Below are 25,109 nucleotides of genomic sequence, written 5' to 3' on the forward strand. Positions count from 1 at the left end.
TTCTGTCCGACATCTACGTTTCATGAGGATAAAGAATGAAAAGCACGGGCAATACGTTTTTGATTACCGGCGGCGGTACCGGCATTGGACTGGCACTGGCCCAGCGCTGGCACGATATGGGTAACCACGTCATTATCACCGGTCGACGCCAGCAGGTATTGCAGGATGCCGTTGCCGGTCGCGAACGCATGACGGCGTATGCGCTGGACGTTACCGCGCCGGACGCGGTTGACCGCTTTGTACAGCAGGTGATTGCTGATCATCCCGACATCAATATTCTGGTTAACAATGCCGGTATTTTCAGTGCGGAAAAGGTCACTACCCGGCGTGATATCAGTGATGCAGAGCGGATGATCGAAACCAATATTGTTGGGCCAATGCGCCTCACCAACGCCATGATCGATCATCTCAGCGGTCAACCCAATGCGGCGCTGATCAACGTCTCTTCCGGCCTGGCATTTGTACCCTTTCCTGCTGCGCCAACCTACAGTGCCACCAAAGCGGCCCTGCACGCCTGGACAGCGGCCATTCGTCCACTGCTGAAAGACAAGGTGGAAGTGATTGAAATTGTACCGCCGCAGGTACAAACCGAACTGACACCGGGTCAGTCGCAGGATGCCAACAGCATGCCGCTGGATGCGTTTGCCGACGAGGTGATTGCGCTGCTGCATGCCACGCCAACGCCTGCTGAAGTGTGTGTCGAGCGCGTGCGCTATTTCCGTGAGGCGGAAGCTAAAGGCCAGTTTGACGAAGCGCTACAGATGTTGGCGCAGTACAGCTAAGATTGCGGGAAATCCAGGGCGAAAAGCATGCTTCATGCCGATCGCCCTTTTTTCTGTTTGACGCTCTTTTTCACCTAAGCCAATGGAATCGGATTAAGAATTACATACGTATGTTGTAACTATAAAGGATCGCTACACGTGCTCTGTTTCAGAGTATGCCACGTCTGTCTGCTTTCGCATTCAGGCTGGTTAAGTCATCCCGCCCGGTTAAGTGACGTTGTCACGCCTGCGTATAAGACCGGTCGCAATTTACCTCGCGCGAATAGCCGTGTGCAAGCTGGCTCGCTATGATGCTATCGCCTTCCCTTTCGCGCTCACTTCAAGGATTCCACTATGCGCTATCTGCTGCTTATCCTCACCTGCCTGCTGCCCTCGCTGACGCTGGCAAAATCGGTGGCGGTGAACCTGCAAGCCGCCTGTGATATTGAACAGCTTGAGCTGAAACTGATCGATCGCCAGCGAGCGCCCTACGACATTTTCATGTTCGAAGTGCAGATGACCCTCACCGAAGCGGCTGCACAGCGTCTCTCGACCGTGACACGAGAAAATATGCGGCAGGTGCTGGCGCTGTCACTCAATCACGTTCCTCTCACCTCGGCCACGATTCAGGGCGTGCTGGGTGCAAACATGCGTGTTGTCATCACAGCAGAGATTGCACAACGGCTGCTCCCTGCCCTGCAGGATAAGCGCTGCCCGCTTAACGCAGCAGCTGCCACTGCTGATACGCCTGATTGATCTGCCGTGGTGACGTGAGCCACACCGCTGGCCCCTGCCAGCTCCTGCACCACTGTGCATTACGCCGGGTTTTTGCCGGCATCACGCGCGTAATATAATTCAGCATTTCCCACGTCACCCTGTCATTGTCATCATTAACCCCGCCGTAGCGGTGCTTTTGCCACAGCGTACGCGCCAGATAGCGCCGCAGGCTGGTTAACGTAGAAACCTCCAGCACAATTAATCCGGTCGCCCGAGCCAGCCGGGCCGACAGCAGTCCGGTGTAATTTCCCTCCATTACCCAACGCGGTTCAGCAATCGCCTCAGCGTGCAGCGCATGAAACGCTTCTGTGGGCCGCATTTGCCAGGCGGTGTCGGGATAATGATACAGCCTGTCGAGATACACCACCGGTAGCGCGTGCTGTCGACCAATAGCCGCGGCAAGCGTTGATTTGCCGCTGTTCGACGGGCCGATGATCACGATACGCTCACCCAGTTCTGCTAACGACCGCATAAACACCTTTCTCCATGACAAAAAAAAGAGGCCGCAATCATGCGACCTCTTTTTATGCTAATGCAACTATCACGGCTCTTCGATGCGTTCCGCATTCAGCGTGGTGCCAGGGCCTTTGCCCTTCACGTAGCCGCTGACGCGTACTTTATCTTCCGCGGTGTACTCTTTGCCATCAAACACCTTTTTCGGTGCCATGATCACCATGGTGCCGGTCTGATCGCGGAAATCGTAACGGTTATTACCGTGATCTTTGATGATGTAGCCTTCCAGCGTAACCCACGCATCTTTGCGCATATCACGGGACGCTTTTACCGTGCCCTGACCGGTATCTTCAGAACCTTTATAACCGGCATCCTGCTTGTGCTGCGGCGGTGGCGTTTCGCCCGCTTTGAATCCACCCTCTTCGGCGTTAACCGACAAACTCACCACGGCCATCAGTGCCGCCAGGGTAATTTTCTTGTACATGCTGTCTCCTTTCTGTACGCCGGAACGCCCGGCATCAAACTCACTGACTTAAGCCTGGCACAAATTTCTATAAGTTGTGGATTGAACAGGTTAAAAGCTGCTGACTGGCTAAAAAAAGCCCCGCGTTTCGGCGGGGCTGATAGTAACTTAACGCATTTTATTTCAGGCGGAACGCCATCACCGCATCACCCGGTGTGGTGCCCATCGAACCGTGACCACCGGCGGCGATAACAACGTATTGTTTATTGTCATTGCCCATGTAGGTGGCTGGCGTTGCCTGGCCACCGGCTGGCAGCTCGGTTTGCCAAAGGATCTCGCCGGTATTGATGTCATAGGCGCGGAAGAAGTTATCTGCCGTTGCGCCGTGGAATACCACGTCACCTGCGGTCACCAGCGGTCCACCGTGTGCCACCATGCCCATTGGGAAACCAATCGGGAAGCGGCCAGGCATGAAGCTGGTTTTCAGGTTTTTAGTGGTGCCCACGCGGCGCAGCCATTCGGTTTTACCGGTTTTCAGATCGACACCTACCATACGGCCCCACGGTGGCGCGATACACGGAATGCCCAGATCGGAAGTGAACTGCTGAATCTGAATGGCATAGTCGCCCTGGAAGTTTTCATTCCAGTAAGGCGTACCATCTTTGCCCAGCAGACGCTTATCCGCGGTTTCCGGCGTACGCTTCAGCAGGTGATATTTATAAGCCAGACGCACCGGAGCGGCGATCAGAATCTGACGCTCCGGATCGATAGCCACTGAACCCCAGTTGAATACGCCAATGTTACCCGGGAAAACAATCGAGCCTTTCTCGGTGGCTGGCGTCCATGGGTTACCGTCGTAGCGCATGGCGTGGAACTGCGTGCGGCAGGACATCTGATCAAACGGCGTAATGCCCCACATCGATTTCTCGTTGATCGGCGCCGGAATGAAGTTCAGGCGCGATACCGGCTGCGTTGGCGAGAAGGTTTCGCCCGCTACGCCGCCGGTGGTGGAAACATCGACCTGATTAATCGGATAGATCGCCTGACCGGTCAAACGGTTCAGCACAAACAGGTTGCCGGTTTTGGTCGGCAGAATCACCGCTGGCGCACGCGTGCCCTGATAATCGATATCCATCAGCGAAGGCTGCGACGGATTATCACGGTCCCACAGGTCATTTTTCGATGACTGGAAGCGCCATTTAAAGGTACCGGTATGCAGATCCAGCGCCACCAGCGTATCGCGGAACTTCTCCACGTTGCTGTTGGCATCACGACCACGGCTCAGCTCATCCGGCGAGGCGTTGCCAAACGGCACGTACACCAGACCATTTTTCACATCGGCGCTCAGCGTTGCCCAGGCAACCGGCGTGTCATACGGATAGTTTTCACCCGCGGCAATCGGCTGAGTTTTTTCCGGATTAGCCGGATCAAAGTTCCATACCAGACGACCGCTTTGCGCGTCATAGGCGCGGATCACGCCAGAAGGGTTGCCGGAATGGAAACCGTTGTCCATTACTGAGCCGCCGACGATCACCAGATCGCCCGCCACCAGCGGTGCCGACGTCTGCATCAGTGCATGTGGGCGCACCGTGCCCATATTGGCGCTCAGGTCGATCATGCCGTTGTTACCAAAATCGGCACACAGCTTGCCGGTATCCGCATCCAGCGCAATCAGCTTCGCGTCGGTGGTAGCATTGAAAATGCGCTTACGGCACATTGCGGGTGCCGCACTGACGGTGGCATCCGGGGTGGTCGCCGCAGGTTTCGCTGCCGCTGCCGCATCGTAATAGCTCACGCCACGACAGGTTTGGTGCTGTTGCAGGTAAGAGCGGTTTTTCTCAGGCTGGTATTTCCATTTCAGCGCGCCGGTTTCCGGGTTCAGCGCATGCACTTCATTGTGCGGCGTACAGAAATAGAGGCTGTTATTGACCTTCAGCGGCGTCGCTTCAAAGGTATATTCGCCCGCATCTTTATCGGCATCACGCAGATCGCCGGTGTGATAGGTCCACGCCAGTTCCAGGTTGCTGGCGTTGTCTTTACCAATCTGCTTCAGGCTGGAGAAACGCAAGCCGTTATCGCTGCCGCCGTAAGCGGTCCAGTCGTTAGCGGCGCCCTGGCTTTCACTGGCCGTACGCGGATTCGTGATATTGCCCGCCTGCGGATAGGGATCGTAAAACATCATGCCGATCACGATAGCGACCATCACCAGCACGGTAGTGCCGAGGAACGGATGGAAACGACGCGGTGAAGAGGATTTATAGAGCGGCGCAACCACCCACGGCATCGCCAGCCAGACACCGATCAGGCCAATCAGATCGCCGCGTGGGATCCACTGCCATTTGTCGAAGCCGACTTCATAGATAATCCAGAACAGTACGATCCACATCAGCAGCGCATAAAGCGACAGCGCGATGCGTTTGTTGCGGAATAGCGTCCAGGCGGTAATTAACAGCCCGAGCGCCATAATGGCATAGAATGGCGACCCGCCGGCAAGCAGCAGTTTTCCGCCCATATACAGCATGGCCACGCCGAGAATGGCGATGACAATACTGGTAATTTTGTTAAGCATTCAAATCCCTCGATGATCGCGAAGCGCGTGTCGGTGTCTTACGAAATCTTACATTTCGCCTACAGAAGTTTAACGCCGATCACAAGTTTGTTAAATAATATTAAATTAATGTTAGCAACGTGATGATTGCTATTGAAAACTACTATTTCTTAGCGATTCCAGTTGGGGATATTTGGCACTATCTGGGGCGGCATCAGGCAGCTTTCAGGCGGTAACGCGGAGAGGTAACGGCGGTGGCGAGGCGGGACAGCACACGCTCCAGGAACCCGGGCCCGCAGTGGATAGCGGGCCAGTCAGCGTAAAATTGATTAGCGGTGTAACAGCATCAGATTTTAGCCGGTGGGATTGCGTTGTAAATGACTGTGCACAAACGCCCGACAACGATCGGAATGGGGATCGAGAAATACCTGCTCCGGCGGTCCCTGCTCTTCAATCATCCCCTGATGCAGGAAGATCGCCTTGTTTGCCACTTCGCGGGCAAAGCCCATTTCATGAGTCACGATAATCATCGTGCGCCCCTCTTCTGCCAGCTCGCGGATGACCCGCAGCACTTCACCCACCAGCTCGGGATCGAGCGCCGAGGTTGGCTCATCAAACAGCAATGCCTTAGGTTGCTGCGCCAGTGCGCGGGCGATCGCTACCCGCTGCTGTTGGCCGCCGGAGAGCTGCGACGGCCAGGCGTCACGTTTTTGATAAAGCCCCACCTTTTGCAGCAGCCTCTCCGCCTCTTCTGTCGCCTCTTTATGGCTGCGTCCCTGCACATGCACCGGCGCTTCGATAATGTTCTGCAGCACGGTGCGATGCGGCCACAGGTTAAAGCTCTGAAACACAAAGCCAAGCTGCATACGCATCTGCTTGATGGTGCGCTGCTGAGCAGCACTGAGCTTTTCATCGACGTTGTCGATAACAATGCGGTTATCTCCTACGGCAATCTCTCCCGCCTGCGGCACTTCAAGAAACGGAATACAGCGCAGTAACGTACTTTTACCCGACCCACTGGAGCCAATCAGCGAAATCACGTCGCCATCCTGTGCGGTGAGGCTGATATCGTGCAGTACCTCATGGCCGCCATAACGCTTTTTGATGTTGCTGAGCAAAATGGTGGGTGTGTTCATTAACGCGCTCCAAATTGATACGGTGACAGCCGGTGTTCCAGCAGAGTCAGCAACCTGCTGACGATAAGCGACAGGATCAGATAGATAACCGCCGCGGTGAGAAACACCTCCAGCGCACGAAAGGTGGACGAGACGATAGCATCGGCAATGCCGGTCATCTCCATCAGGCTGATGGTACTGACCAGCGAGGTCGCTTTGAGCATGGAGATCACCTCGTTGCTCCACGCGGGCAAAGCCTGACGCACCGCTATCGGCAGCGTGATGCGGGTGAAAATCTTACGCGATGACATACCGCTGACCTTTGCTGCTTCAATCGACTGTGGGCTAACCGCATTCAGGCCGCCGCGCAGGATTTCGCTGGTATAGGCGGCATCGTTGAGAATCAGGGCGATCAGGCCGCACCAGTACGGCTCACGCAGCACCGGCCACAGCACGCTGTCGCGCACCAGTTCAAAACTTCCCAATCCGTAATAGATCATAAAAATCTGAATCAGCAGCGGCGTGCCGCGAAACAGCCAGATATAAAAGCGTACCGGATAGTGCCCGAGCCGCGTCAGTCGCAGCAGGTTAAAGCAGACCGCCAGCAGCGCGCCGCCGATCAATGCCAGCAGCGTCAGATTCAGCGTCAGCGGCAGGCCTCCCAACAGCGCCAGCAGCGTCTGGCTAAAGAAAGCGTTATCCACGCGAACCGTTCCTTGTGGGTGAAGTTGCCTGACCGCGTAGCGCTACCTTCTCGGCGCCACGAAAAACCATATCGGAGAGCGAAGTAATGATCAGGTAGATCACCGCGCCCACCGCATAGAAGAAAAAGGGTTCCTGCGTCGAGCCCGAAGCGGTGGCCACCTGATTCAGCGTTTCCACCAGCCCGGTTACCGACACTAACGCCGACTCCTTGATCACGCTCTGCCACTGATTGCCCATGCCCGGCAGCGCGGTGCGCAGCGCCTGCGGCACAATCATCCGGCGAAACAGCATCAGCCGGCCCATGCCGGTGACCCGTGCTGCTTCCAGCGTGCCCAGCGGAATGGCATAAAACGCGCCGCGAAAGACACCGCTCTGGGAGGCGGCGGAGATCAGGCCAATCGCCAGCGCCCCGGCCACAAAGCCGCTGACGTCAAACGGACCGTGAAACCCCAGCGCCTTGCCAAAAAACGCCACCACTTCTCGCCCGCCAAAATAGAACAGGTAGATCACCAGCAGCTCGGGCACGCCGCGAAATACCACCACGTAACTGCCCGCCAGCCGTTTCTGCCAGCGGCTACCGGCCACCTGCATCCAGCAAAGCAGGCTACCCAGCAGCGCACCGATTGCAAAGGCGGTGAGTGAGACCGAAAGCGTAATCCAGGCCGCCTGCAGCAGCGCAGGCCCCCAGCCTTCGTCGCCAAAGCCGATCAGTTGCCAGTCGATGTTCATTACGCTTTCGGCGTCACATCAAGACCGAACCACTTCAGCGACAAGGCCTTCAGCGTGCCGTCGTTGATCATCTCCACCAGCGCCTTATCCAGCGCCGCCTTGAGTTCGGTCTGATCTTTACGCAGGCCGATTGCCGTTCCCTTGCCGAGCAGGCCACCGGTAAAACCGTAGCCGCTGGAGGTCAGGCGATCCGGATGCTTCTTCACATAGGCGGCGAAGTTAGTGCGCGACGCCATTACCGCATCCACGCGCTGATTCATCAGGTCAGCAAAGGTTTCCGGGCCCGCCTGATAGGTACGAATGGTGGCAACATCAGCAAAATATTTATTCAGGAAGTCCGCCTGAATGGTCGCGACCTGAACGGCGATGGTTTTGCCCTTAAAACTGGCGCGCAGTGTCTCAATCGCGCTGGCGGTTGCCGCCTCATCGCTGGCGACAATCACTTTGTCATCGCCAGGCAGCACCGCCAGCGGTCCCTTTTTCAGGGTGACGAAGCCAGAGATGCTCTGCGTATAGGGATGGGAAAAGGCGATCGCCTGTTCACGGGCAGGCGTAATCGACACGCCATCAATCACCGCATCATATTTCTCATCCAGCAAGCCGGGAATCATGCCGGACCACTTCTGCGCGCTGATCTCATATTTGAAGCCAACGCGCTTCGCCAGTTCCGCCACCATATCGGGTTCAAAGCCGATGATTTTGCCGCTCGGCGTGCTCTGATTAAACGGTGGGAAGGCGGCTTCGGTAGCGAAATGCAGGGTGCCAAAATCTTTTGCCAGTGCCATAACCGGCGTCGCAAGCAGCAGCACGGCGCCAAAGGTAGCGGTAAACAGGGTCTTACGCAGCGTGGTCATAGGTTTTCCTGAGGTTGAGAAGGAGAAAGCAGATCAAACGCGAGGCGCGCCAGCGCTTCGGTACCAATGGCAATGCTCTGTTCGTCGGGCTGATAGTCGGAATTATGCAGATGATCGTCTCGCCCCGGCGTGGCTGAACCGATGTGGATCTGGCAGCCCGGCACGCGCTCGGTAAACAGTGAGAAGTCCTCGGCACCAAAGCTGCTGCTGGGCGCCGCCACAATCGTTTTGCCAAACTGGCTGGAGAGAATGGTTTCCAGCTGGCTCACCAGGTGGTCATCGTTCATCAGCGGTGGAACGCCCCGCTGGAAGTGAATCTCCACCTGCACGTTCATCGCCATCGCGCAGCCCTGACAAATGCGGTGAAACGCCTGCTCCATATGCTGGCGAGTCAGCGGCGATTTCGCGCGCAGGGTGCCGCGAAACAGGCAGCTGTCGGGAATAATATTGTGGGTGGTGCCGCCCTGAATATGACCAATGGTCAGCACCGCTGAGTTGGCCGGATCCAGCTCGCGCGCAACGATGGTTTGCAGCTGCGCAATCATCTGAACCGCGGCAATAATCGGATCGCTACCCATATGTGGTCGCGCGGCGTGGGTCGAGCGGCCGCGCACGATGACATCAAACTCATCGCTGGAGGCGGTGCTGGCGCCATGCGTCAGCCCAATCTCGCCGGTAGCCAGCTCTGGCTTGTTATGCAGGGTGATCGCCATCGCAATGCCATCGGCGGCCCCGTCGGCAATCATCGCTTCCGCCCCGCTCTCCGGCGTCTCTTCGGCGGGCTGGAATATCAACCGCACCGTGCCGCACAGCCGCTGGCGTTCACGGCTGAGGATATCGGCCACGCCAAGCAGCGTCGCGGTATGCATATCATGTCCGCAGGCGTGCATTTTGCCGGCATAACGACTGCTGAACGGCAGCCCGGTCTGTTCGTGAATCGGTAAGGCATCCATATCAGCGCGCAGCAGCAGCGTTTTGCCGGGCTGCGCACCCTGAATGTCCACCAGCACGCCGCTGCGTCCCACGCCACAACGTGGGCTGAGGCCAAGCCGTTCCAGTTCATCCCTGACCAGCGCCGCGGTGCGCAGCGTATCGAAACCAAGTTCAGGATGGGCGTGAATATCACGGCGGATCGCCACCAGCGACGGCGCAATCGCGTTAACCCGCTGTTTAATGGCAAGGGAGAGTTCCATGTCGCTTTTTACACTCACAGGTGGCTGAAAATTATTACGGGCTGATATCGCGCGGCACATTCATCACTGGCTGAGCCATCATGCCGGGCACGATTCAAGCGCAGCGGCGCAGAGCAATCATTAACAAACTATAGGAATATCCGCAGGATGGAAACAGGAATGTACGGCGAAAAGCGGGTGAAAAGTGAAAAAACAGCGGCGAACGTCGGAGAACCTGGCTGTTATCGCGCAGGGAAATTAATAAATACGATGACAGAGAAATAATTATTCATATCGCTACTGATTTACCCAGGCAGCAGGCGAAACAGAGAGTCTTCCCGTGCTTGACCGCGCGGCGTTCTACGTCGGCTATGAAAGCGCCTCACAGTTTAGTCGCGAATACCGTCGGGAGTTTGGCGACTCGCCGCGGCGTGACATCCGGCGATTACGCGTCTCCGCCGGGTAAAGGCGCTGCCTGAAGGCCTTAAAAACGTGGCGCCACTCAGGCGCCACAGACCATCAGGCTTTGGCTTCCGGCTGGCGGTTACTCTGGTAGATCAGCACCAGCGCACCGGCCAGCAGCGCCATCGCCAGCCAGCGACTGCCGGAGACCGGGATGGCGTGATTTCCCAGCCAGCCGTAGTTATCGATGATGATGCTCATCAGCAGCTGACCGAAAATCACCGACACGGTGGCGATCGCCGCACCGATGCGCTGCACCGCCAGCACCATGATAATGATGTATGGCACACCGCACAGCGCGCCCATCACCTGCCAGCGCGGCACCTCCAGCAGGGTTTGCGGCCCCAGCGGCTCAACAAAGAAAATCAGCAGGCCGGTGACCAGCGCACCAAGCGAAAAGGTTAAGAACGCACACTTCAGAATGCCGACCTGTCCGCCGAGACGACCATTAATCGCCGCCTGCACGCTGAGCAGCGCACCCCCCACAATCGCCAGTAAAACCATCACAATAAGCATTATTCCCCCTTCGCAATCAGCAGCAGTGCGGCCACGATCAATAACAGCGCCAGCAGGCGGCGTTTATCGATGCGGCGATGTTCCATACCAAACAGGCCGTAGTGATCGATGATCACGCTCTTGCCCACCTGACCCGCCAGAATACCGGTCATGGTCATGGCGATGCCGATCGCTGGCGTGGTCAGCGTCAGGATAATCACGTACATCGGTCCCAGCACGCCGCCGAGCAGCGTCCAGCCCGGCTGACGGAAAAAGGATGGCGTATCGCGCGGGCTGAAAAACAGCATCAGCAAAAAGGTCAGCGCCGCGCCGATGCCGAAGATGCTCATGGTAGCCCACAGCTCGCCCACCTCATGCCCCAGCGGTCCCAACAGGCCAGCTTCCACCGACAGCCCCATGCCGCCGACGATCACTAACAGAATTAACAGGATTTTCATTATGTTTCCCCAGCTTCCAAAGGCGGGGAGATTACGGCAGGCTTTAATGCAGAAAAATGCCATAATCAGCGAAACAGTTTTGCGGAATATGCATTAATGAACGATTTACATACCATCAGCCTGCGTTCGCTGGCGCTGTTTGTCGCCGTGGTGGACAGCGGCAGCTTCTCTGAGGTGGCGCGGCGCGAAGGGGTGGCCGCGTCGACCATTTCCCGCATGGTGCAGCAGATGGAAGCCACGCTTGGCAGCCAGCTGCTGTTTCGTAACACCCGCAACGTATCGCCCACCGAGGCGGGCATGCAGTTTGCCGGGGCAGCACGCACCATGCTGGCGCAGTTCAATACCGCGCAGGCGCAGCTGATCGACCAGCAGCAGCAGCCCGCGGGCTTGGTGCGTATCAACGCGCCGGTGAGCTTTGGCCAGCGTCATCTGGCGCCGTGGCTGGGAGAACTGCTGTTGCGGCATCCGGCGCTGAAGGTAGAGATGGTGCAAACCGATGATTTTATCGATCCGCTGCAGGAAGGCACCGACCTGCTGCTGCGCATCGGTGAACTCAAGGATTCCCGCTGTCACGCCCGCGTGCTCGCCCATGAGCACTATATGCTGGTGGCCAGCCCGGCTTACCTGCAGCGCTGCGGCTTTCCCGCGACGCCGGACGATCTGCTGCGCCATCAGTGCCTGCTCTATCGCGGCGTGCACGGCCTGCAGCGCTGGTATTTCCGCGACGACCGCGGCCAGTGGCAGAATCCACCAGTGGCGGGTGCGCTGGTGGCCAACAACGCCGAAACGCTGATTATCGCCGCGGAGAACGGCCTTGGCATGGTGCTGTTCCCGGACTGGCTGGTCGGCGATCGTCTGCAGCAGGGCAAGCTGGTGCGCGTGCTGCCCGCCTGTGAAGCCGCCACCAAAACCGCGCCACAGGCGATCTCGCTGATCTGGCCGCGCGCCCACCCGCTGCCGCTGAAAACGCGGGCGGTGATCGACTTCTTCGTGGAGAAAGTCGGCCAACCCGCCTACTGGACACGTTGATGCGCTATCGCGGCAACGGCTGAGCTGGCATTAATATTGCTTACCTTTCCTCACAATGGAAATTCAGGAGAAGCCGTATGAATGCCCAACAACCTGCCAGCCGCTATCGTTACCGTATTTTTAGCCTGCTGTTTTTTATCGCCTTAATTAACTATATCGATCGCGGCGCGCTGTCGTTCGCCGCCAACGCCATTTCTCACGAGTACCATTTCAGTAAAGTCGAGCTGGGCGCCGTGCTCAGTTACTTCGGCTTTGGTTATCTGTTTGGGTCGCTGTGCGGCGGTTTTCTGGCCGATCGGCTCGGCAGTCGTAAGGTTTGGCTGCTGGCGGGCGTGCTCTGGTCCCTGCTGGAGATCGCCACCGCCTGGGCGGGCGATCTGGGTATGGCGCTGTTTGGCGGCTCGGCGATCATGGGCTTTGCCGCGTTGCGCATCCTGTTTGGCTTTGCCGAGGGCCCGGCCTATGCGCTAATGAACAAAGCGATCGCCCACTGGGCGCCAGATAACGAGCGCGGTATGGCGCTGGGCATCGGCCTGCTCAGCACCCAGGTCGGCGCTCTGCTGACCGCGCCGGTGGCGGTGGGTCTGCTGCTGTTAACCCACGACTGGCGCACCATGTTTATCGTGCTCGGCCTGGGCTCACTGCTGGCGATGGCGCTGTTTGCTCGCACCTTTCGGGACGATCCCGAGCAGCATCCGCACGCTAATGAGGCAGAGCGCGCCCTGATCCGCAACGGCCAGGCGGCACAGCGCTCAGAAGCGACGCTGCCGTGGTGGCATTTTTTCACCAGCCGCACGCTGGTGTGCAATGCACTGGGCTACTTCTCCTTTCTCTATATCACCTTTACGCTGATCACCTGGGGACCGAAATACCTGCAGGATAATTTCCATTACGATCTGCATTCGCTGTGGTACGTGGCGATGATCCCGTGGAGCGGCGCCTGCATCACCGTGCTGCTCGGTGGCCGCATCGCCGACACGCTGCTGCGGCGCTACCGAAACCTGCGCCTGGCGCGCAATCTGTTTGCCGCCGTTACCCTGCTGTTCACCGCCTGCTGCTTTCTGGCGATTCCGCTGGTCTCTTCAGCGGCGGCCATTATTGCGCTGATGACGCTGGGCAACGCGCTTAACGCGCTGGTCAACAATGTCTACTGGTCAGTGGTGATTGACGTTACGCCGAAAGGCAACGTCGGCACGTACAGCGGGATGACGCTGGCGATCGCCAATCTCGCTTCGATTATCTCGCCGCTGCTCAGCGGCTGGCTGGCGGAATATTATGGCTATAACGCCATGTTCACCGCGACCGCTGCCATTGCCTTTGGCAGCATGCTGGCGATGACGCTGCTGCAGCCGGAAAAACGACTGCAGGCACAGCCTTCTGCCACGCTGCGCGAACAGCAGGCGTAACCGTCTTACCGGCCGCCTGTTCGGGCGGCCCTTTTTCCCTTTTTCCCTTCTTCCTCTGCACGCTTTTCATCACCGGCGAGGTAGAAACCCCGCTTTGCTGATACCTTTTTTGTATAACAAACAGAGCAATTCCACTGTCTCTGCCAATGGCGTTTACTGGCTACCTCAACCGCAACAGGAGTCAGAAATGAAAACGTATTCACTTGCCAATACCCACCGCGCTATCGAACTGCCTGCCATCGGTTTTGGCGCCATGGGCATTTCAGAATTCTACGGCGAGACCGATCAGGCCAGCGCGCAGGCGGCGGTCAGCCACGCGCTGCAACATGGCATCTCTCATTTTGATACCGCCGACAGCTACGCCTTCGGCGATAACGAACGCTGGCTACGGCAGGCGCTGGCGCTGGACAACGACGATCTGCGCGCCAGCCGGATTATCGGCAGCAAGGCCGCGCTGGTTCGCGATGCCAGCCACCCCGAGCGACGTGACATCTGCATTGCGCCAGGCTGGCTGCGCGGTCAGTTACAGCGTTCGCTGGAGAATCTTGGCACCGGTTATCTCGATATCTTTACCGTGCACCGCTTGCCGTCCGCGGCCAGCGAGGCAGAATTATTAACGCTGGCCGATCATCTCAACCGCTGGCGCGATGAGGGCCTGATGCATGCCGTGGGCATCAGCGAGCCGAGCCTCGCGCAGCTTCGCCTGCTGCATGCCCACTGCCCGCTTAGTGTGGTGCAATCTGAATACAGCCTGCTGGAGCGCAGCGTTGAGCGTAACGGTATCCTCGATTTTTGCCGTGCGGAAGGTATCAGGTTTATCGCCTACAGCCCGCTGTCGCGCGGATTACTCAGCGACGGCTTTCATCCCGACAGCCTCACCGAAACGGATTTTCGCCGCGGCTTACCGCGTTTCAGCGGTGATAATTTTGCTCATAACAATCGGCTACTGACCGCGCTGCGCCAGCTGGCGGCAGAGAAGCAGCTATCACTGTCGACTTTTGCGCTGGCGTGGCTGCTGGCGCAGCAGGTAGCGGTGATTCCCGGCATGCGCAAGCCGCAACGGGTCGATGATGCGCTGGCGGCGCTGGCGGTGAGTTTTACTTCTGAAGAGCTGGCGGCGATTGAGGCGATTGCGCCGCCGGATGCGGCACGGGGCGAACGCTACAGTCGGGCAGCGAGCGAGGTATACGGTTTCAGTGGGAGTCAGCGCTAAACGCGTTGGCTGATGCGATAAAGAGAGGAGCATAAACCGGTAGCACGCGGCAAAGGCGCGCTACCGGTTTAACACAGCGCTCAGTCTTCGCGACTGCCGGTCGGTAATTTTCTTACTCTGAACCGGTTGTGCGGAAGCCTGACGCTTTTTTTATCCGCCGGACCGTTTTCTGTTGAACCCGGCGCGGCCATCGGACGGAAGAGTTTTCTTGCCTGCCAGTACGACATGATTTTACTTTCATCGGTCGCACCGTCGGCAAACTGCTCAAGCTTACTGAGGATCGCCTGATTGCTCACCGTCTCCTCAGCATCAAGCAGGCTCAGCACAGCTTCGCCCAGGGCGTTATACATCTCTCTTATTTCATCGTCGTTATTCAAATACTCTCCTCTGCCGGGAATAAAAGGAGCCAGCCAGACACGGGATATTACTGACCACCGACGATGCGGTGTGAAAGCGGGAATGGCGTCGGGACAACTGGCGGTGTTTTAGCAAGCACTGAATAAGAGAAGTCAGGCCAGCCAAATATAGAAGAGTGTTGCAGAGGGTATTCATGCGCTTTACTGATTTGCAGGTGTTAAAAAAGCTGGCCGAAGCCAGCGTTTATTAGACAGTTATTCTTTTATTCGCGCCCGAGCAGCAACGCAATTAATTCGTGGTACTGTTTTTCCAGCTCAGGATCCTGATTGTCGGACAGTCTGGCTAACAACTTTGCGCAAATCGCCTTGCGACTTACCGTCTCCCCGGCACGAATAATGTCCGTCACAATGTGGCCCAGCGTCTCTTGCGACGAAGGGAACGCGTCGTTGCTGGACTGCATATAGTCGGAAACCGTATGCTCTGCCTCTGGGGTCCGTCGTTGCTGAAGCATCATTTGCTCCTTCAGGAAAATGGTTGAAAATAAAGCTGCATCTGTTGTTAGCTAAGTTATACAAAAAAGCAAAAGCTGTACAGAAAATTCTGTACAAAATATTTTGTAAGGCCAGGAATTTTCATATTGCTTTTGTATACTGCCTTGCGTATGCACCGCCCTTTTATTTTCTCTTTGCGTTACCTGAAAAATAAAATCCGCATCATTTTTAGACTATTTAACAAAAAAAGCGCCGCTGAGAAGTACCAGGGCGCCATTTTTATTGCCTGCAGTTATTATTTATTACCGCAGGCCGTCAGTCAAAATGCTTATTTGACGTAGCTGAAGGTTAATAATGAATGCCCTCGGGATTGATCACCGACGTTTTAACCGCCTCATCCTGTTCGCCCCAGCGCGCCAAAACCTGTGCGTAGCGCCCGCTGTCGATGGCACTGTTCAGCGAGGCGGAAAGCGCCGCCGCCAGCCCGTTGCCCTTTTTGGTGGTCACTGCTACCCACGCGCGAAACGGCCCGCTGCCCACCAGCCGCGTCTGGCCGTTAAGCGCTGCTTTATATGCCGCGATTGAATGGGGGCCAAACTGCGCATCAGCCCGCCCGGAGAGCAGGCTCAGGGTGGCGGAGGCGTCGTCGGTTAAGTAGATCGGCTCAACCGGCGGCAGCCCTTTTGCCCGATTCTCTTCATCCCACTTCAGCAAAATGCGCTCCTGGTTGGTGCCGGAAGCCACGATGATGCGCTTGCCCGCAATCTCAGCGGGCTGGTTAATGCGCGTGATGGCGCTGCTTTTCTTCACCACAAAGGCGTGGTTATCGGCACGATAAACGGCAAAATCAAAACGTTGCTTACGTTCTTCAGTGACGGCGATATTAAACATCGCCACGTCGTAGCGCCGTGAGGTCAGGCCCAGCGGCCACTCCTCCCACGAGGCGGGCACCAGCTTAAGTTTGAGGCCAAGGCCGTCGGCGATCAGGCGGGCAATATCCGGATCGCTGCCGATGCGGGTCTGGTTATCGCTGGCCAGCAGCGCCAGCGGCGGCGAGTTAGTTGACGAGGTTGCCACGGTCAGGGTTCCCGGCGTCACTAACACGTTGGGACTTGGCAGCAGCGCCACCGCCGCCGCGCTGACCGGTGCGTTGACTGGCCGTTCGTTGGCCAGCAGATCGATGGCGGATGCCTGCGCGGCCAGCGAGAACAGCGCGCTGGCGATCGCTACCCCTGTTAGGTTTATTCCTGAATATCTCAGCATTTCACAGCACCTTATCAAGAAAACGCCGCGTGCGATGATGCTGCGGATTGTGCAGCACCTGCGCGGCGCTGCCCTGCTCAACGATCTTGCCATCCACCATAAACACCACGTTATCCGCCACCTCACGCGCAAAGCCGATTTCATGGGTGACAATCACCAGCGTGGTGCCCGAGCGCGCCAGCTTTTTGATCACGTCGAGCACCTCGCCCACCAGCTCGGGGTCCAGCGCCGAGGTCGGCTCATCAAACAACATCACGCGCGGTGACAGCGCCAGCGCGCGGGCGATGGCGATACGCTGCTGCTGACCGCCCGACAGATGGCGCGGCCAGGCATCAGCCTTGTGGCGCAGCCCCACGGTTTCCAGCAGCTGCCACGCCAGCTCCACCGCCTGCGCGCGGCTGCATTTTTTATGGGCGATCGGCGCTTCAATCAGGTTATCCAGCACCGTCATATGGGGAAACAGGTTGAAGTTCTGGAACACATAGCCGACGTTGATGCGCTGACGCAAAATCGCCTTCTCCTTCAGTTCATACAGGCGGTCGCCGCGCCGCTGGTAGCCGATGTAATCGCCGTCGATCTGAATAAAGCCCTCGTCGACCCGCTCCAGATGGTTGATGGCGCGCAGCAGGGTCGATTTGCCCGATCCCGACGGCCCGAGGATCACCGTTACCGAACCCGGTGGCAGCTGCAGCGACACGCCATCCAGCGCCTTGTGTTTGCCAAACCACTTGCTGACGCCGGTAATGACGATCTCTCCCTGCGCCGGCTGCAGGCGGTAATCAATGGCTTCGGACATGATCGGGCTCCTGTTTATCAGTGAATGAACGGATGCGACCGCGCCATTGCCGCCAGATTGACGGCGCGGGCTGGCGATCGACGCTGCGAGCCAGCCAGCGCTCAACGCCATATTGCAGCAGCGACAGCACGCTGGTAATTGCCAGATACCAGGCCGCGCCCACCATCAGCAGCGGAATCACCTGCTGGGTGCGGTTGTAGATCATCTGAATGGTGTAGAACAGCTCCGGCATGGCCAGCACATAGACAATGGCGGTGCCTTTGGTCAGGCTGATGATTTCGTTAAACGCGGTGGGAATAATGGCGCGCAGCGCCTGCGGCAGCACGATGCGCCAGGTGCGCCGCCAGGATGAAAGCCCGAGCGCGGAGGCCGCTTCAAACTGGCCGTGATCGACGCCGAGAAAGCCGCCGCGAATGATCTCAGCGGTATAGGCGCTCTGCACCAGCGTCAGGCCAATCACCGCCGCCGGAAACTGCCCGAGCACGTTGATGGTCTGAAACGATCCCCAACTCAGTGCGGTAAACGGAATGCCCAGCGACAGCGTCTCGTAAAGATAGGAGAAGTTGTAGAGGATAATCAGCACCACGATCAGCGGCAGTGACCGAAACAGCCAGATATAGCCCCAGGCCAGGCTGCTCAGCAGCCACGAGGGCGACAGGCGGGCCAGCGCCAGCAGACCGCCAAACAGCAGGCTGAGCACCGTGCCGCACAGCGTCAGCAGCAGCGTCTGATACAGGCCGTTGAGGATTACCGGATCGAAGAACCAGCGGGCAAACACCGCCCACTCCCAGCGCGGATTCAGCGCCACCGACTGAACCACCGTGGCCAGTATCAGCAGCGCCACACCGGCGCCGAGCAGGCGCAGCGGATAACGTGCCGGTATGACGCGCAGTCCTGGCGTATGTTTCATGATCGTTCTCCTCTGTCAGCTCGCCTGCGCCACGGCGTGGGCATCAATGATTTTGCTAAAGCGCAGTCGGCCATCGTAAGGCGGCTGGCTGTACTCCTCCGGATCGCGGGTGATATCGAACTGCGGCAGATAACCGTGGCCCAGATAGAGTTTCACCGCCTCCGGCTGGCGAAAACCGGTGGTGAGCCACAGGCGCTGATAGCCCGCCCGCAACGCGCGCCGCTCCAGCTCCTGCAGGATCACCAGCGCAATGCCCTGACGCCGCCAGTCGCGGCGCGTCCAGATACGTTTCAGTTCCGCAGTCTGCGGGTCGTAAGGCTTATAGGCGCCGGTGGCGATGATCTCCCCCGCCTGCTCCAGCACCAGAAACAGCCCGTGCGGTGGCAGATACCATTCGGTCAGCTCCTCTTCCGCATCGCGCGAAAAGTAATCCTGATAGCGCTCGGCGTACTCACCAAACAGGCCGTTGAGGATCGGCGCCAGTTCAGGCGCATCGGGTGAAAGTTCACGAAAACGTCGGGTGGTCATGGCTCTCTCCTTAATCGCCCAGTCCGGCGGGGTTAATTTCAGAGCGATCGATGCGCTCGACATTTTCTCCCCAGCGGCTGAGCACCTTGTCATAGTCGCCGTTAGCCATCACGCCGTTCAGCGCGGTGCTGATCGGCTGCGCCAGGCCGCCTGCTTTTTTCAGGGTGACGGCGATGTGCGCCGCTTTCGGCCAGCCACCGTCAACGCTGCCGACCAACCGCGTTTTACCGGTCAGCGCCGCTTTCCACGCGCCGGTGACGTTCGGACCAAACCAGGCGTCGGCGCGTCCGGCCTGCAGCGCCAGCGTCTGTGCGGCATCATCTTTGGTGTAGACCGGCACAAACGGCTTCAGCCCTTTCGCCTGATTCTGTTGATCCCACGCCAGCAAAATCGCCTCCTGATTAGTGCCGGAGCCGACGATGATGCGCAGCCCGGCGATATCTTCCGCTTTGGTGATGGCGTGCAGCGGACCGCTGGCTTTGACATAGAAGCCCAGCGAATCCTTGCGGTAGGTAGCGAAATCAAACCGCGCCTTGCGATCTTTGGTCACGGTGATGTTACTGATCGCCGCGTCATACTTGCCGGAGGCGACGCCCAGCGGCCAGTCTTCCCATGAGGTGGGCACCACGTTGAGCTGTAATCCGAGGCTGTCGGCCACCAGCCGGGCAATGTCCACCTCGCTGCCCATCAGCGTTTTGTTGTCCTCGCTGAACACCGTCAGCGGCGGCGAGTTCAGGGCCGCCACCGCCACGGTGAACTGGCCGGGATGGGCAAAGCGATAGCCCGCCGGTAGCTGGGCGATCGCCTGGCTGTTTTTTGCGGTGTGAATTGGCGTCTGGTTCGCCTCAAGGCTGACGCTGTGGCCATTCAGCGAGACGCTTTCCGCCATAGCGCCGCCGTTAAGCAGCGCCAGCAGGGTCAGCGCGGCGGCGGTTTTTCTCATAATGGTGCTCCTGTGACGGCGTGGCGATAGCGGTTCAGCGGCGTATCCAGTGCAAAACTGGCGCGCAGCGTGGCGCCGGGATAGTCACGGCGGCTCAGTCCGCGCTGCTGCAACAGCGGCACGACGCGATCGACAAAGCGCGGGAAGGTATCCGGCGTGCCGCCCTGAATAATAAAGCCGTCGGCGGCGCGGCCATGAAACCAGGCCTCCAGCCCGTCCGCCACCTGCTCCGGCGTACCGTGAAACAGCGGGCGTGGCGTGGCGGCTTCCAGCGCCGCCTGACGCAGCGACTGGCCCTGCGCCTGCGCCCGCCGTTTGATCTCGTCGGTGGTGCTGCGGAAGCTGTTTTGACCGAGTTCGCCCAGCGCCGGGAATGGCGCATCCAGCGCGTACTGGCTGAAATCGTGATGATCAAAGAAGCGGCCAAGATAATTCAGCGCATCCTCAATCGAGACCAGCGCTGCGGTCTGCTGATACTGACGCTCAACGTCCTCGGCATCGTCACCCACGATCACGCTGACGCCCTGAAAGATGTGCAGTGAATCGGGCCGACGGCACTGCTTTTCCAGCTGTTGCTTCACGTCGCGATAAAAATCTGCGGCTTCTGCCTGACTGGCGTGATGGGTAAAGATCGCATCGGCATGCTTTGCCGCCAGCGCGCGGCCATCCTCCGAGGCGCCCGCCTGAAAAATCACCGGACGGCCCTGCGGCGTGCGGCCAATGTTCAGCGGTCCCTGCACCTGAAAGAAATCGCCGTGGTGATGCAGCGCATGCATTTTGCTGGCGTCAAAAAAGGTACCGCTGGCTTTGTCGCGCACAAACGCATCCTCTTCCCAGGAATCCCACAGCCCTTTCACCACCTGCAGATACTCATCGGCGATGCGATAGCGCAGCGCGTGCTCCGGGTGCTGCTGACGGGAGAAGTTTTTCGCCGATCCTTCCAGCGGTGAGGTCACCACGTTCCAGCCTGCACGCCCGCCGCTGAGGTGATCGAGGCTGGCAAACTGGCGGGCAACGGTAAACGGCTCGCTATAAGAGGTCGAAACGGTGCCTACCAGGCCAATATGCTGCGTGACGCCCGCCAGCGCGCTGAGCAGCGTCAGCGGCTCAAAGCGGTTGAGAAAATGAGGAATCGATTTTTCATTGATAAACAGCCCGTCGGCCACAAACAGGAAGTCGAGCTTTCCCTGCTCGGCCTTTTGCGCCACCTCGATGGCGTAGTTGAGATTAATGCTGGCATCCGCCACCGCCGCCGGATGGCGCCAGGCGGACATATTTCCGGCAGCGCCGTGCAGCATGGTGCCGAGACGCAGAACGCGTTGAGTCATGATCTTCTCCGTGGGGTGAAATCAGGCTGCGACCAGCAGAGGGCTGGCCAGCTGTTCGATCGACCAGAGCCGTGCGGTGGCGTCGACGATGGGGGTATCGATGATGAACTCATCAATGTCATAGCGCTGATGCAGCGCGTGCAGCTGGGCATGAACCTGCGCCGCGGTGCCTTTCAGCGCGGGAACCTCACGCGGCGTGATGCGGTGTGGCGGATTGCCCGCCTGACGCACCCACGCCTGCGCCTGTTCCTCGCTGCCCACGGTGACCGGCGCGCTGCCTTCCGCCTCCACGCGCCAGAGTTGCAGCGAGGCGGCCAGCGCGGATGCCGCCGCCGGAGAGTCAGCCACAATCGCCTGGACTGCCACCAGCGCCTTTTCGCCGCCGCTGCGCGCGCTATAGAGCGTCAACGCACGTGCCATCAGCTCCCGATCGCCGTTGAGATGCGCAGCAAAAACAAACTGCCAGCCGAGCTGCGCCGCCAGCGCGGCGCTCTCTTCACTGGCACCGAGTAAAAAGCGCGTGGCGGGCTGTGCTGGCAGCGGCGTCGCCTGTAACCGATCCTCCGCCGCGACCTCGGCGCTACGGTTACGCAGCCAGCCGTCAAGCTGGGTCAGCTGCGTGGCGAAATCGCCTTTTAGCGCGGCGTCGCTGCCCGCCTGTAGCGCGCGAGTAGCCAGCGGTAAGCCACCCGGCGCTTTGCCTACGCCGAGATCGACGCGGCCCGGCGCCAGCGACGCCAGCAGGTTAAAGTTTTCAGCCACTTTGAACGGGCTGTAATGCTGCAGCATCACGCCGCCGGATCCCACGCGGATCGACGTGGTATGCGCCAGGATCCAGGCGATTAAGATCTCCGGCGCTACGCTGGCCAGCTGCGGCGCATTGTGGTGCTCCGCCAGCCAGAAGCGATGATAGCCCCAGCGTTCAGCGCTTCGCGCCAGCTGCAGGGTGCGGCTCAGCGCCGCGCTGGCGCTCTCGCCATCAGCCAGCGGGCTTTTATCTAACAGACTCAAACGGTATGGCATCGGCCACCTCTTCTCTTCACCAGCAATGGCTCGATAGTGAGACGGGCAACGGATGCAGTAAAACAACAAATCCGGGCAAGTCCATGAGGAAAACAGAAAAGCGGCGAACGACGCGATTTTTTGGCCGGTTTAGGCCGTTACGCGCTAACTAAAGCAGAAATTGTGCTTATTCACCGGCAAACAGCCGCCAGCGCAGCGGCTGAATCTGCTGCAAATTCAATCAACTGGTAAATAGCGGTTGCCGCTGCATACAAAATACGCGGTTTCCTTCTTATTATTAATTTTCATCCTACTAAAAGAGAAATCACTATGTCTGAGGTCAGCCGTGCAGGAACCTGGTTACTGGGCGAGAAAAGCGTCTCCCGGATGGGATATGGCACCATGCAGCTTGCCGGGCCACAGGTCTTTGGCCCGCCGCGCGATCGTAATGCCGCGATAAGCGTGCTGCGGGCGGCGCTGGAGAGCGGCATCACCCACTTTGATACCAGTGATTTTTACGGGCCGCACATCACCAATCAGATCGTGCGGGAAGCGCTGAGCCCTTATCGTGATGACGTGACCCTGGTGACCAAAATCGGCGTTAAACGCGGGGAAAAAGGCCAGTGGAATCGGGCGCTGACCCCCGAGGCGATTAACGAGGCGGTGCACGACAACCTGCGCAATCTTGGGCTGGAGGTGCTGGACGTGGTAAACCTGCGGCTGATGTTTAATCCGGCAAAACCGGTTGAGGGAGACATTACCGAGCCGCTGGAGGCGTTGATCGCCCTGAAGGAGCAGGGGCTGATTCGCGAGCTAGGCATCAGCAACGCGACGCTGCAACAGGTGACACAGGCGCGCAGCATGACTGAGATTGTCTGCGTGCAGAATATGTATAACCTGGCGAACCGTCAGGATGACGCGATGATCGACCTGCTGGCCGCGGAAAATATCGCCTATGTGCCCTTTTTCCCGTTGGGCGGTTTCACGCCGTTGCAGTCCGCCGAGCTGGATCGCGTGGCGGCAGAGCATGATGCCACGCCTAAGCAGGTGGCGCTGGCCTGGCTGCTGCAACGTTCGCCTAATATTTTGCTGATCCCCGGTACCTCTTCGCTGGCGCACCTGCGTGAAAATATCGCCAGCGTCAACGTTGAGCTGAGCGACGACGCCGTGGCAGAACTCGACGGCATCGCCGGTTAATCCACCGGCATCAGCAGGATCATTTTCAGCGTGCGGTTGCTGGCCAGCTGCCAGCTCTGCTGATGAAAATGACGTTCACCCTGCTGATGCCGGAATACCCGCTCGCCGCCTTCCCGCGCCACCACCTGCTGGCGCGCCCAGAACAGCCGAAACGCCTCACTCTTCTCAGCCATCTGCTCAACAAAGCGGTTCAGAGTCGCGTCGTGCTGATAATGCGTAGCATCGGCGCGTAACTCTGCCACCACCCGACCGGCACGCGTCTCCCAGTCCGCCACCAGCGTGCGCGCCAGCGGGTGCAGAAACAGAAAACGCATCATATTGGGCGCGGCGTCACGATCGAGCCAGCCGCGGAACAACGTCGCCGCCGCCGCGTTCCACGCCAGCATATTCCAGGTAAGATCCAGCAAATAGCACGGTACGATCACCTGCTGCACCGCGTCGATCGCCATGCGATCCACCTGCGGCACCAGATCCTGCTGCGGATCGTTCTGCTGCGCCAGCGCAAAAAGATAGCGTCTTGCCGCCACGGGCAGCCGCAGGGCATCGGCGATACTGGCAAGCGTCTGCGCCGACACCACAATATCTCTGCCCTGCTCAATCCACGTATACCAGGTCGCGCTGATGCCGCTGAGCTGCGCCACCTCTTCGCGACGGAGCCCCTGCGTGCGGCGACGGCGGCCCGGCGTAATACCCACGCGTTCGGGTGCGGTGTTTTCTCGCTGACGACGCAGAAATGCGCCCAGCGTTTTCGGGCCTGACAACAGTGAATCCGCCATCCGGGTACTCCTGATACCAGTATAACCAGCCATATTGTACCCGTATCAATACGCCGTATAGTCATGCTGAACAACCCCGACCTGATGCATTCGCGAGGAAACCCTGATGAAAAATACGCACGAAGAGAAGATTGAGAAACAGTTTGGCGATCGCGCTGCGGCCTACCTGCAAAGCGAAGTGCATGCCAGCGGCGACGATCTGCAGCGGCTGACGCGCTGGCTGGCCGACGACCGTGCCGCATCGCTGCTCGATCTCGGCTGTGGTGCCGGACACGCCAGTTTTGTTGCCGCCGCGCAGGTGGCGCAGGTCACCGCTTACGATTTGTCGGCAAAGATGTTGACGGTGGTCGATGCCGCGGCAGCCGAACGCGGCCTGCACAATCTGACCACCCGTCAGGGCGTGGCGGAGCAGTTACCCTTTGCTGACCACAGCTTTGAGGTGGTGATTAGCCGTTATTCGGCGCACCACTGGCGTGACGTCGGCATGGCGCTGCGCGAAGTCAGGCGCGTGCTGAAGCCGGGCGGCAAATTTATCCTGATGGATATCGCCTCGCCGGGCTATCCGGTTCTGGATATCTGGCTGCAAACCCTCGAGATGCTGCGTGATCCTTCCCACGTGCGTAACTATTCACAGGGAGAATGGCTGCGGCTGATCAACGAGTGCGGTTTTAATGCCCGCGAGCTGGTGGCCGGTAAGCTGACGCTGGCGTTTGCGCCGTGGATAGCGCGGATGCAAACCTCACCAACGCTGGCCAGCGCCATTCGCGAGCTGCAAGGTCATGCCGCCGATGAGGTTAAAACCTATTTCGCCTTTGCCGACGATGGCTCTTTTTGCAGTGACACGCTGATGTTTGTCGCCTGCTGACGCGCATAAAAAA

27 protein-coding genes are annotated in these 25,109 nt (G+C 58.7%); 7 read left to right on the forward strand and 20 right to left on the reverse strand.

Features of this window, described 5'->3' with window-relative positions; genetic code table 11:
- Positions 1-35 precede the first annotated feature (35 nt).
- A complete protein-coding gene (locus EM595_RS08905; protein ID WP_067430570.1) occupies positions 36-782 on the forward strand; it encodes an SDR family oxidoreductase in 747 nt (248 codons plus the stop codon).
- Between the two features lie 333 nt (positions 783-1,115).
- Positions 1,116-1,517 carry a hypothetical protein gene (locus EM595_RS08910; protein ID WP_067430575.1) on the forward strand — a complete coding sequence of 134 codons (402 nt, stop codon included), beginning with the start codon at positions 1,116-1,118 and terminating at the stop codon, positions 1,515-1,517.
- On the opposite strand, the gene EM595_RS08915 is transcribed toward EM595_RS08910, so the two are convergent.
- From EM595_RS08915 to EM595_RS08960, 10 genes are all read right to left on the reverse strand, one after another.
- Complete coding sequence (locus EM595_RS08915) at positions 1,480-2,010, reverse strand: isopentenyl transferase family protein (protein ID WP_067430578.1); 531 nt, start codon at positions 2,008-2,010, stop codon at positions 1,480-1,482. The two genes, EM595_RS08910 and EM595_RS08915, sit on opposite strands and share 38 nt — an antisense overlap.
- Before the next feature lie 69 nt (positions 2,011-2,079).
- Complete coding sequence (locus tag EM595_RS08920) at positions 2,080-2,475, reverse strand: YgiW/YdeI family stress tolerance OB fold protein (protein ID WP_067430581.1); 396 nt, start codon at positions 2,473-2,475, stop codon at positions 2,080-2,082.
- Between the two features lie 157 nt (positions 2,476-2,632).
- The gene (locus tag EM595_RS08925; RefSeq protein WP_067430584.1) at positions 2,633-5,023 is read right to left on the reverse strand and encodes a membrane-bound PQQ-dependent dehydrogenase, glucose/quinate/shikimate family; all 2,391 of its coding nucleotides are present in this window, start codon (positions 5,021-5,023) and stop codon (positions 2,633-2,635) included.
- A gap of 332 nt (positions 5,024-5,355) precedes the next feature.
- Positions 5,356-6,138, reverse strand: coding sequence for an ABC transporter ATP-binding protein (locus tag EM595_RS08930; protein ID WP_067430587.1), 783 nt, complete (start codon positions 6,136-6,138; stop codon positions 5,356-5,358).
- Complete coding sequence (locus EM595_RS08935; RefSeq protein ID WP_067430590.1) at positions 6,138-6,821, reverse strand: ABC transporter permease; 684 nt, start codon at positions 6,819-6,821, stop codon at positions 6,138-6,140. The genes EM595_RS08930 and EM595_RS08935 overlap by 1 nt, the downstream gene beginning before the upstream one ends.
- Entirely contained in the window at positions 6,814-7,551 is a 738-nt protein-coding gene (locus EM595_RS08940; protein WP_067430593.1) for an ABC transporter permease, read from the reverse strand. The genes EM595_RS08935 and EM595_RS08940 overlap by 8 nt, the downstream gene beginning before the upstream one ends.
- Complete coding sequence (locus EM595_RS08945) at positions 7,551-8,405, reverse strand: transporter substrate-binding domain-containing protein (protein WP_067430595.1); 855 nt, start codon at positions 8,403-8,405, stop codon at positions 7,551-7,553. The genes EM595_RS08940 and EM595_RS08945 overlap by 1 nt, the downstream gene beginning before the upstream one ends.
- Positions 8,402-9,598 carry a M20 metallopeptidase family protein gene (locus EM595_RS08950; protein ID WP_067435320.1) on the reverse strand — a complete coding sequence of 399 codons (1,197 nt, stop codon included), beginning with the start codon at positions 9,596-9,598 and terminating at the stop codon, positions 8,402-8,404. The genes EM595_RS08945 and EM595_RS08950 overlap by 4 nt, the downstream gene beginning before the upstream one ends.
- A 498-nt stretch (positions 9,599-10,096) precedes the next feature.
- A complete protein-coding gene (locus tag EM595_RS08955) occupies positions 10,097-10,555 on the reverse strand; it encodes a DMT family transporter (RefSeq protein ID WP_067430597.1) in 459 nt (152 codons plus the stop codon).
- Complete coding sequence (locus tag EM595_RS08960) at positions 10,555-10,992, reverse strand: DMT family transporter (protein ID WP_067430600.1); 438 nt, start codon at positions 10,990-10,992, stop codon at positions 10,555-10,557. The genes EM595_RS08955 and EM595_RS08960 overlap by 1 nt, the downstream gene beginning before the upstream one ends.
- A gap of 96 nt (positions 10,993-11,088) precedes the next feature.
- Here EM595_RS08960 and EM595_RS08965 point away from each other — a divergent pair, with 96 nt between their 5' ends.
- The 3 genes from EM595_RS08965 to EM595_RS08975 all read left to right on the forward strand — a co-directional run bounded on the left by EM595_RS08965 (position 11,089) and on the right by EM595_RS08975 (position 14,640).
- The gene (locus EM595_RS08965) at positions 11,089-12,021 is read left to right on the forward strand and encodes a LysR family transcriptional regulator (RefSeq protein ID WP_067430602.1); all 933 of its coding nucleotides are present in this window, start codon (positions 11,089-11,091) and stop codon (positions 12,019-12,021) included.
- A 77-nt stretch (positions 12,022-12,098) separates the two neighbouring features.
- Complete coding sequence (locus tag EM595_RS08970) at positions 12,099-13,427, forward strand: MFS transporter (protein ID WP_067430604.1); 1,329 nt, start codon at positions 12,099-12,101, stop codon at positions 13,425-13,427.
- Between the two features lie 187 nt (positions 13,428-13,614).
- Positions 13,615-14,640 carry an aldo/keto reductase gene (locus EM595_RS08975; RefSeq protein WP_067430607.1) on the forward strand — a complete coding sequence of 342 codons (1,026 nt, stop codon included), beginning with the start codon at positions 13,615-13,617 and terminating at the stop codon, positions 14,638-14,640.
- Positions 14,641-14,720: 80 nt separating this feature from the next.
- On the opposite strand, the gene EM595_RS08980 is transcribed toward EM595_RS08975, so the two are convergent.
- From EM595_RS08980 to EM595_RS09020, 9 genes are all read right to left on the reverse strand, one after another.
- Positions 14,721-15,017, reverse strand: a complete 297-nt coding sequence (locus tag EM595_RS08980; protein WP_157883860.1) for a hypothetical protein — start codon at positions 15,015-15,017, stop codon at positions 14,721-14,723.
- Between the two features lie 242 nt (positions 15,018-15,259).
- The gene (ycgZ, locus tag EM595_RS08985) at positions 15,260-15,511 is read right to left on the reverse strand and encodes a regulatory protein YcgZ (RefSeq protein WP_225701678.1); all 252 of its coding nucleotides are present in this window, start codon (positions 15,509-15,511) and stop codon (positions 15,260-15,262) included.
- A gap of 325 nt (positions 15,512-15,836) precedes the next feature.
- Positions 15,837-16,751: an ABC transporter substrate-binding protein gene (locus EM595_RS08990; protein ID WP_067430616.1), complete on the reverse strand. Its 915-nt coding sequence runs from the start codon at positions 16,749-16,751 to the stop codon at positions 15,837-15,839.
- 1 nt (position 16,752) lies between these two features.
- Positions 16,753-17,547 carry an amino acid ABC transporter ATP-binding protein gene (locus EM595_RS08995; RefSeq protein WP_067430618.1) on the reverse strand — a complete coding sequence of 265 codons (795 nt, stop codon included), beginning with the start codon at positions 17,545-17,547 and terminating at the stop codon, positions 16,753-16,755.
- Positions 17,531-18,457 (reverse strand): amino acid ABC transporter permease, encoded by a 927-nt coding sequence (locus EM595_RS09000; RefSeq protein WP_067430621.1) that lies wholly within the window; start codon positions 18,455-18,457, stop codon positions 17,531-17,533. Before EM595_RS09000 ends, EM595_RS08995 begins: the two co-directional genes overlap by 17 nt.
- 15 nt (positions 18,458-18,472) lie before the next feature.
- Positions 18,473-18,985: a GNAT family N-acetyltransferase gene (locus tag EM595_RS09005; protein WP_067430624.1), complete on the reverse strand. Its 513-nt coding sequence runs from the start codon at positions 18,983-18,985 to the stop codon at positions 18,473-18,475.
- Between the two features lie 10 nt (positions 18,986-18,995).
- Complete coding sequence (locus EM595_RS09010) at positions 18,996-19,928, reverse strand: ABC transporter substrate-binding protein (protein ID WP_067430627.1); 933 nt, start codon at positions 19,926-19,928, stop codon at positions 18,996-18,998.
- Entirely contained in the window at positions 19,925-21,256 is a 1,332-nt protein-coding gene (locus EM595_RS09015; protein ID WP_067430630.1) for an LLM class flavin-dependent oxidoreductase, read from the reverse strand. Before EM595_RS09015 ends, EM595_RS09010 begins: the two co-directional genes overlap by 4 nt.
- 21 nt (positions 21,257-21,277) lie before the next feature.
- On the reverse strand, positions 21,278-22,279 hold the full coding sequence (locus tag EM595_RS09020; RefSeq protein ID WP_067430632.1) for an MsnO8 family LLM class oxidoreductase: 1,002 nt from the start codon (positions 22,277-22,279) through the stop codon (positions 21,278-21,280).
- 309 nt (positions 22,280-22,588) lie between these two features.
- On the opposite strand from EM595_RS09020, the gene EM595_RS09025 reads away from it, so the two are divergent.
- Positions 22,589-23,455 carry an aldo/keto reductase family oxidoreductase gene (locus EM595_RS09025; RefSeq protein ID WP_067430635.1) on the forward strand — a complete coding sequence of 289 codons (867 nt, stop codon included), beginning with the start codon at positions 22,589-22,591 and terminating at the stop codon, positions 23,453-23,455.
- Here the strand turns inward: EM595_RS09025 and EM595_RS09030 are convergent.
- A complete protein-coding gene (locus tag EM595_RS09030; RefSeq protein ID WP_067430638.1) occupies positions 23,452-24,231 on the reverse strand; it encodes a helix-turn-helix transcriptional regulator in 780 nt (259 codons plus the stop codon). The two genes, EM595_RS09025 and EM595_RS09030, sit on opposite strands and share 4 nt — an antisense overlap.
- 106 nt (positions 24,232-24,337) lie before the next feature.
- Here EM595_RS09030 and EM595_RS09035 point away from each other — a divergent pair, with 106 nt between their 5' ends.
- Positions 24,338-25,096, forward strand: coding sequence for a class I SAM-dependent methyltransferase (locus tag EM595_RS09035; RefSeq protein ID WP_067430641.1), 759 nt, complete (start codon positions 24,338-24,340; stop codon positions 25,094-25,096).
- The last annotated feature ends 13 nt before the right edge of the window (positions 25,097-25,109 follow it).

Source organism: Duffyella gerundensis (genome assembly GCF_001517405.1).
Taxonomy (GTDB): Bacteria; Pseudomonadota; Gammaproteobacteria; order Enterobacterales; family Enterobacteriaceae; genus Duffyella; species Duffyella gerundensis.

Bases quoted from the DNA above. Each gene is read 5' to 3' on its own strand.
- EM595_RS08905 (WP_067430570.1), top strand. From the start codon at position 36: ATGAAAAGCACGGGCAATACGTTTTTGATTACCGGCGGCGGTACCGGC.
- EM595_RS08910 (WP_067430575.1), top strand. From the start codon at position 1,116: ATGCGCTATCTGCTGCTTATCCTCACCTGCCTGCTGCCCTCGCTGACG.
- EM595_RS08915 (WP_067430578.1), bottom strand. From the start codon at position 2,010: ATGCGGTCGTTAGCAGAACTGGGTGAGCGTATCGTGATCATCGGCCCG.
- EM595_RS08920 (WP_067430581.1), bottom strand. From the start codon at position 2,475: ATGTACAAGAAAATTACCCTGGCGGCACTGATGGCCGTGGTGAGTTTG.
- EM595_RS08925 (WP_067430584.1), bottom strand. From the start codon at position 5,023: ATGCTTAACAAAATTACCAGTATTGTCATCGCCATTCTCGGCGTGGCC.
- EM595_RS08930 (WP_067430587.1), bottom strand. From the start codon at position 6,138: ATGAACACACCCACCATTTTGCTCAGCAACATCAAAAAGCGTTATGGC.
- EM595_RS08940 (WP_067430593.1), bottom strand. From the start codon at position 7,551: ATGAACATCGACTGGCAACTGATCGGCTTTGGCGACGAAGGCTGGGGG.
- EM595_RS08945 (WP_067430595.1), bottom strand. From the start codon at position 8,405: ATGACCACGCTGCGTAAGACCCTGTTTACCGCTACCTTTGGCGCCGTG.
- EM595_RS08950 (WP_067435320.1), bottom strand. From the start codon at position 9,598: ATGGAACTCTCCCTTGCCATTAAACAGCGGGTTAACGCGATTGCGCCG.
- EM595_RS08955 (WP_067430597.1), bottom strand. From the start codon at position 10,555: ATGCTTATTGTGATGGTTTTACTGGCGATTGTGGGGGGTGCGCTGCTC.
- EM595_RS08960 (WP_067430600.1), bottom strand. From the start codon at position 10,992: ATGAAAATCCTGTTAATTCTGTTAGTGATCGTCGGCGGCATGGGGCTG.
- EM595_RS08965 (WP_067430602.1), top strand. From the start codon at position 11,089: ATGAACGATTTACATACCATCAGCCTGCGTTCGCTGGCGCTGTTTGTC.
- EM595_RS08970 (WP_067430604.1), top strand. From the start codon at position 12,099: ATGAATGCCCAACAACCTGCCAGCCGCTATCGTTACCGTATTTTTAGC.
- EM595_RS08975 (WP_067430607.1), top strand. From the start codon at position 13,615: ATGAAAACGTATTCACTTGCCAATACCCACCGCGCTATCGAACTGCCT.
- ycgZ (WP_225701678.1), bottom strand. From the start codon at position 15,511: ATGATGCTTCAGCAACGACGGACCCCAGAGGCAGAGCATACGGTTTCC.
- EM595_RS08990 (WP_067430616.1), bottom strand. From the start codon at position 16,751: ATGCTGAGATATTCAGGAATAAACCTAACAGGGGTAGCGATCGCCAGC.
- EM595_RS08995 (WP_067430618.1), bottom strand. From the start codon at position 17,547: ATGTCCGAAGCCATTGATTACCGCCTGCAGCCGGCGCAGGGAGAGATC.
- EM595_RS09000 (WP_067430621.1), bottom strand. From the start codon at position 18,457: ATGAAACATACGCCAGGACTGCGCGTCATACCGGCACGTTATCCGCTG.
- EM595_RS09005 (WP_067430624.1), bottom strand. From the start codon at position 18,985: ATGACCACCCGACGTTTTCGTGAACTTTCACCCGATGCGCCTGAACTG.
- EM595_RS09010 (WP_067430627.1), bottom strand. From the start codon at position 19,928: ATGAGAAAAACCGCCGCCGCGCTGACCCTGCTGGCGCTGCTTAACGGC.
- EM595_RS09015 (WP_067430630.1), bottom strand. From the start codon at position 21,256: ATGACTCAACGCGTTCTGCGTCTCGGCACCATGCTGCACGGCGCTGCC.
- EM595_RS09020 (WP_067430632.1), bottom strand. From the start codon at position 22,279: ATGCCATACCGTTTGAGTCTGTTAGATAAAAGCCCGCTGGCTGATGGC.
- EM595_RS09025 (WP_067430635.1), top strand. From the start codon at position 22,589: ATGTCTGAGGTCAGCCGTGCAGGAACCTGGTTACTGGGCGAGAAAAGC.
- EM595_RS09030 (WP_067430638.1), bottom strand. From the start codon at position 24,231: ATGGCGGATTCACTGTTGTCAGGCCCGAAAACGCTGGGCGCATTTCTG.
- EM595_RS09035 (WP_067430641.1), top strand. From the start codon at position 24,338: ATGAAAAATACGCACGAAGAGAAGATTGAGAAACAGTTTGGCGATCGC.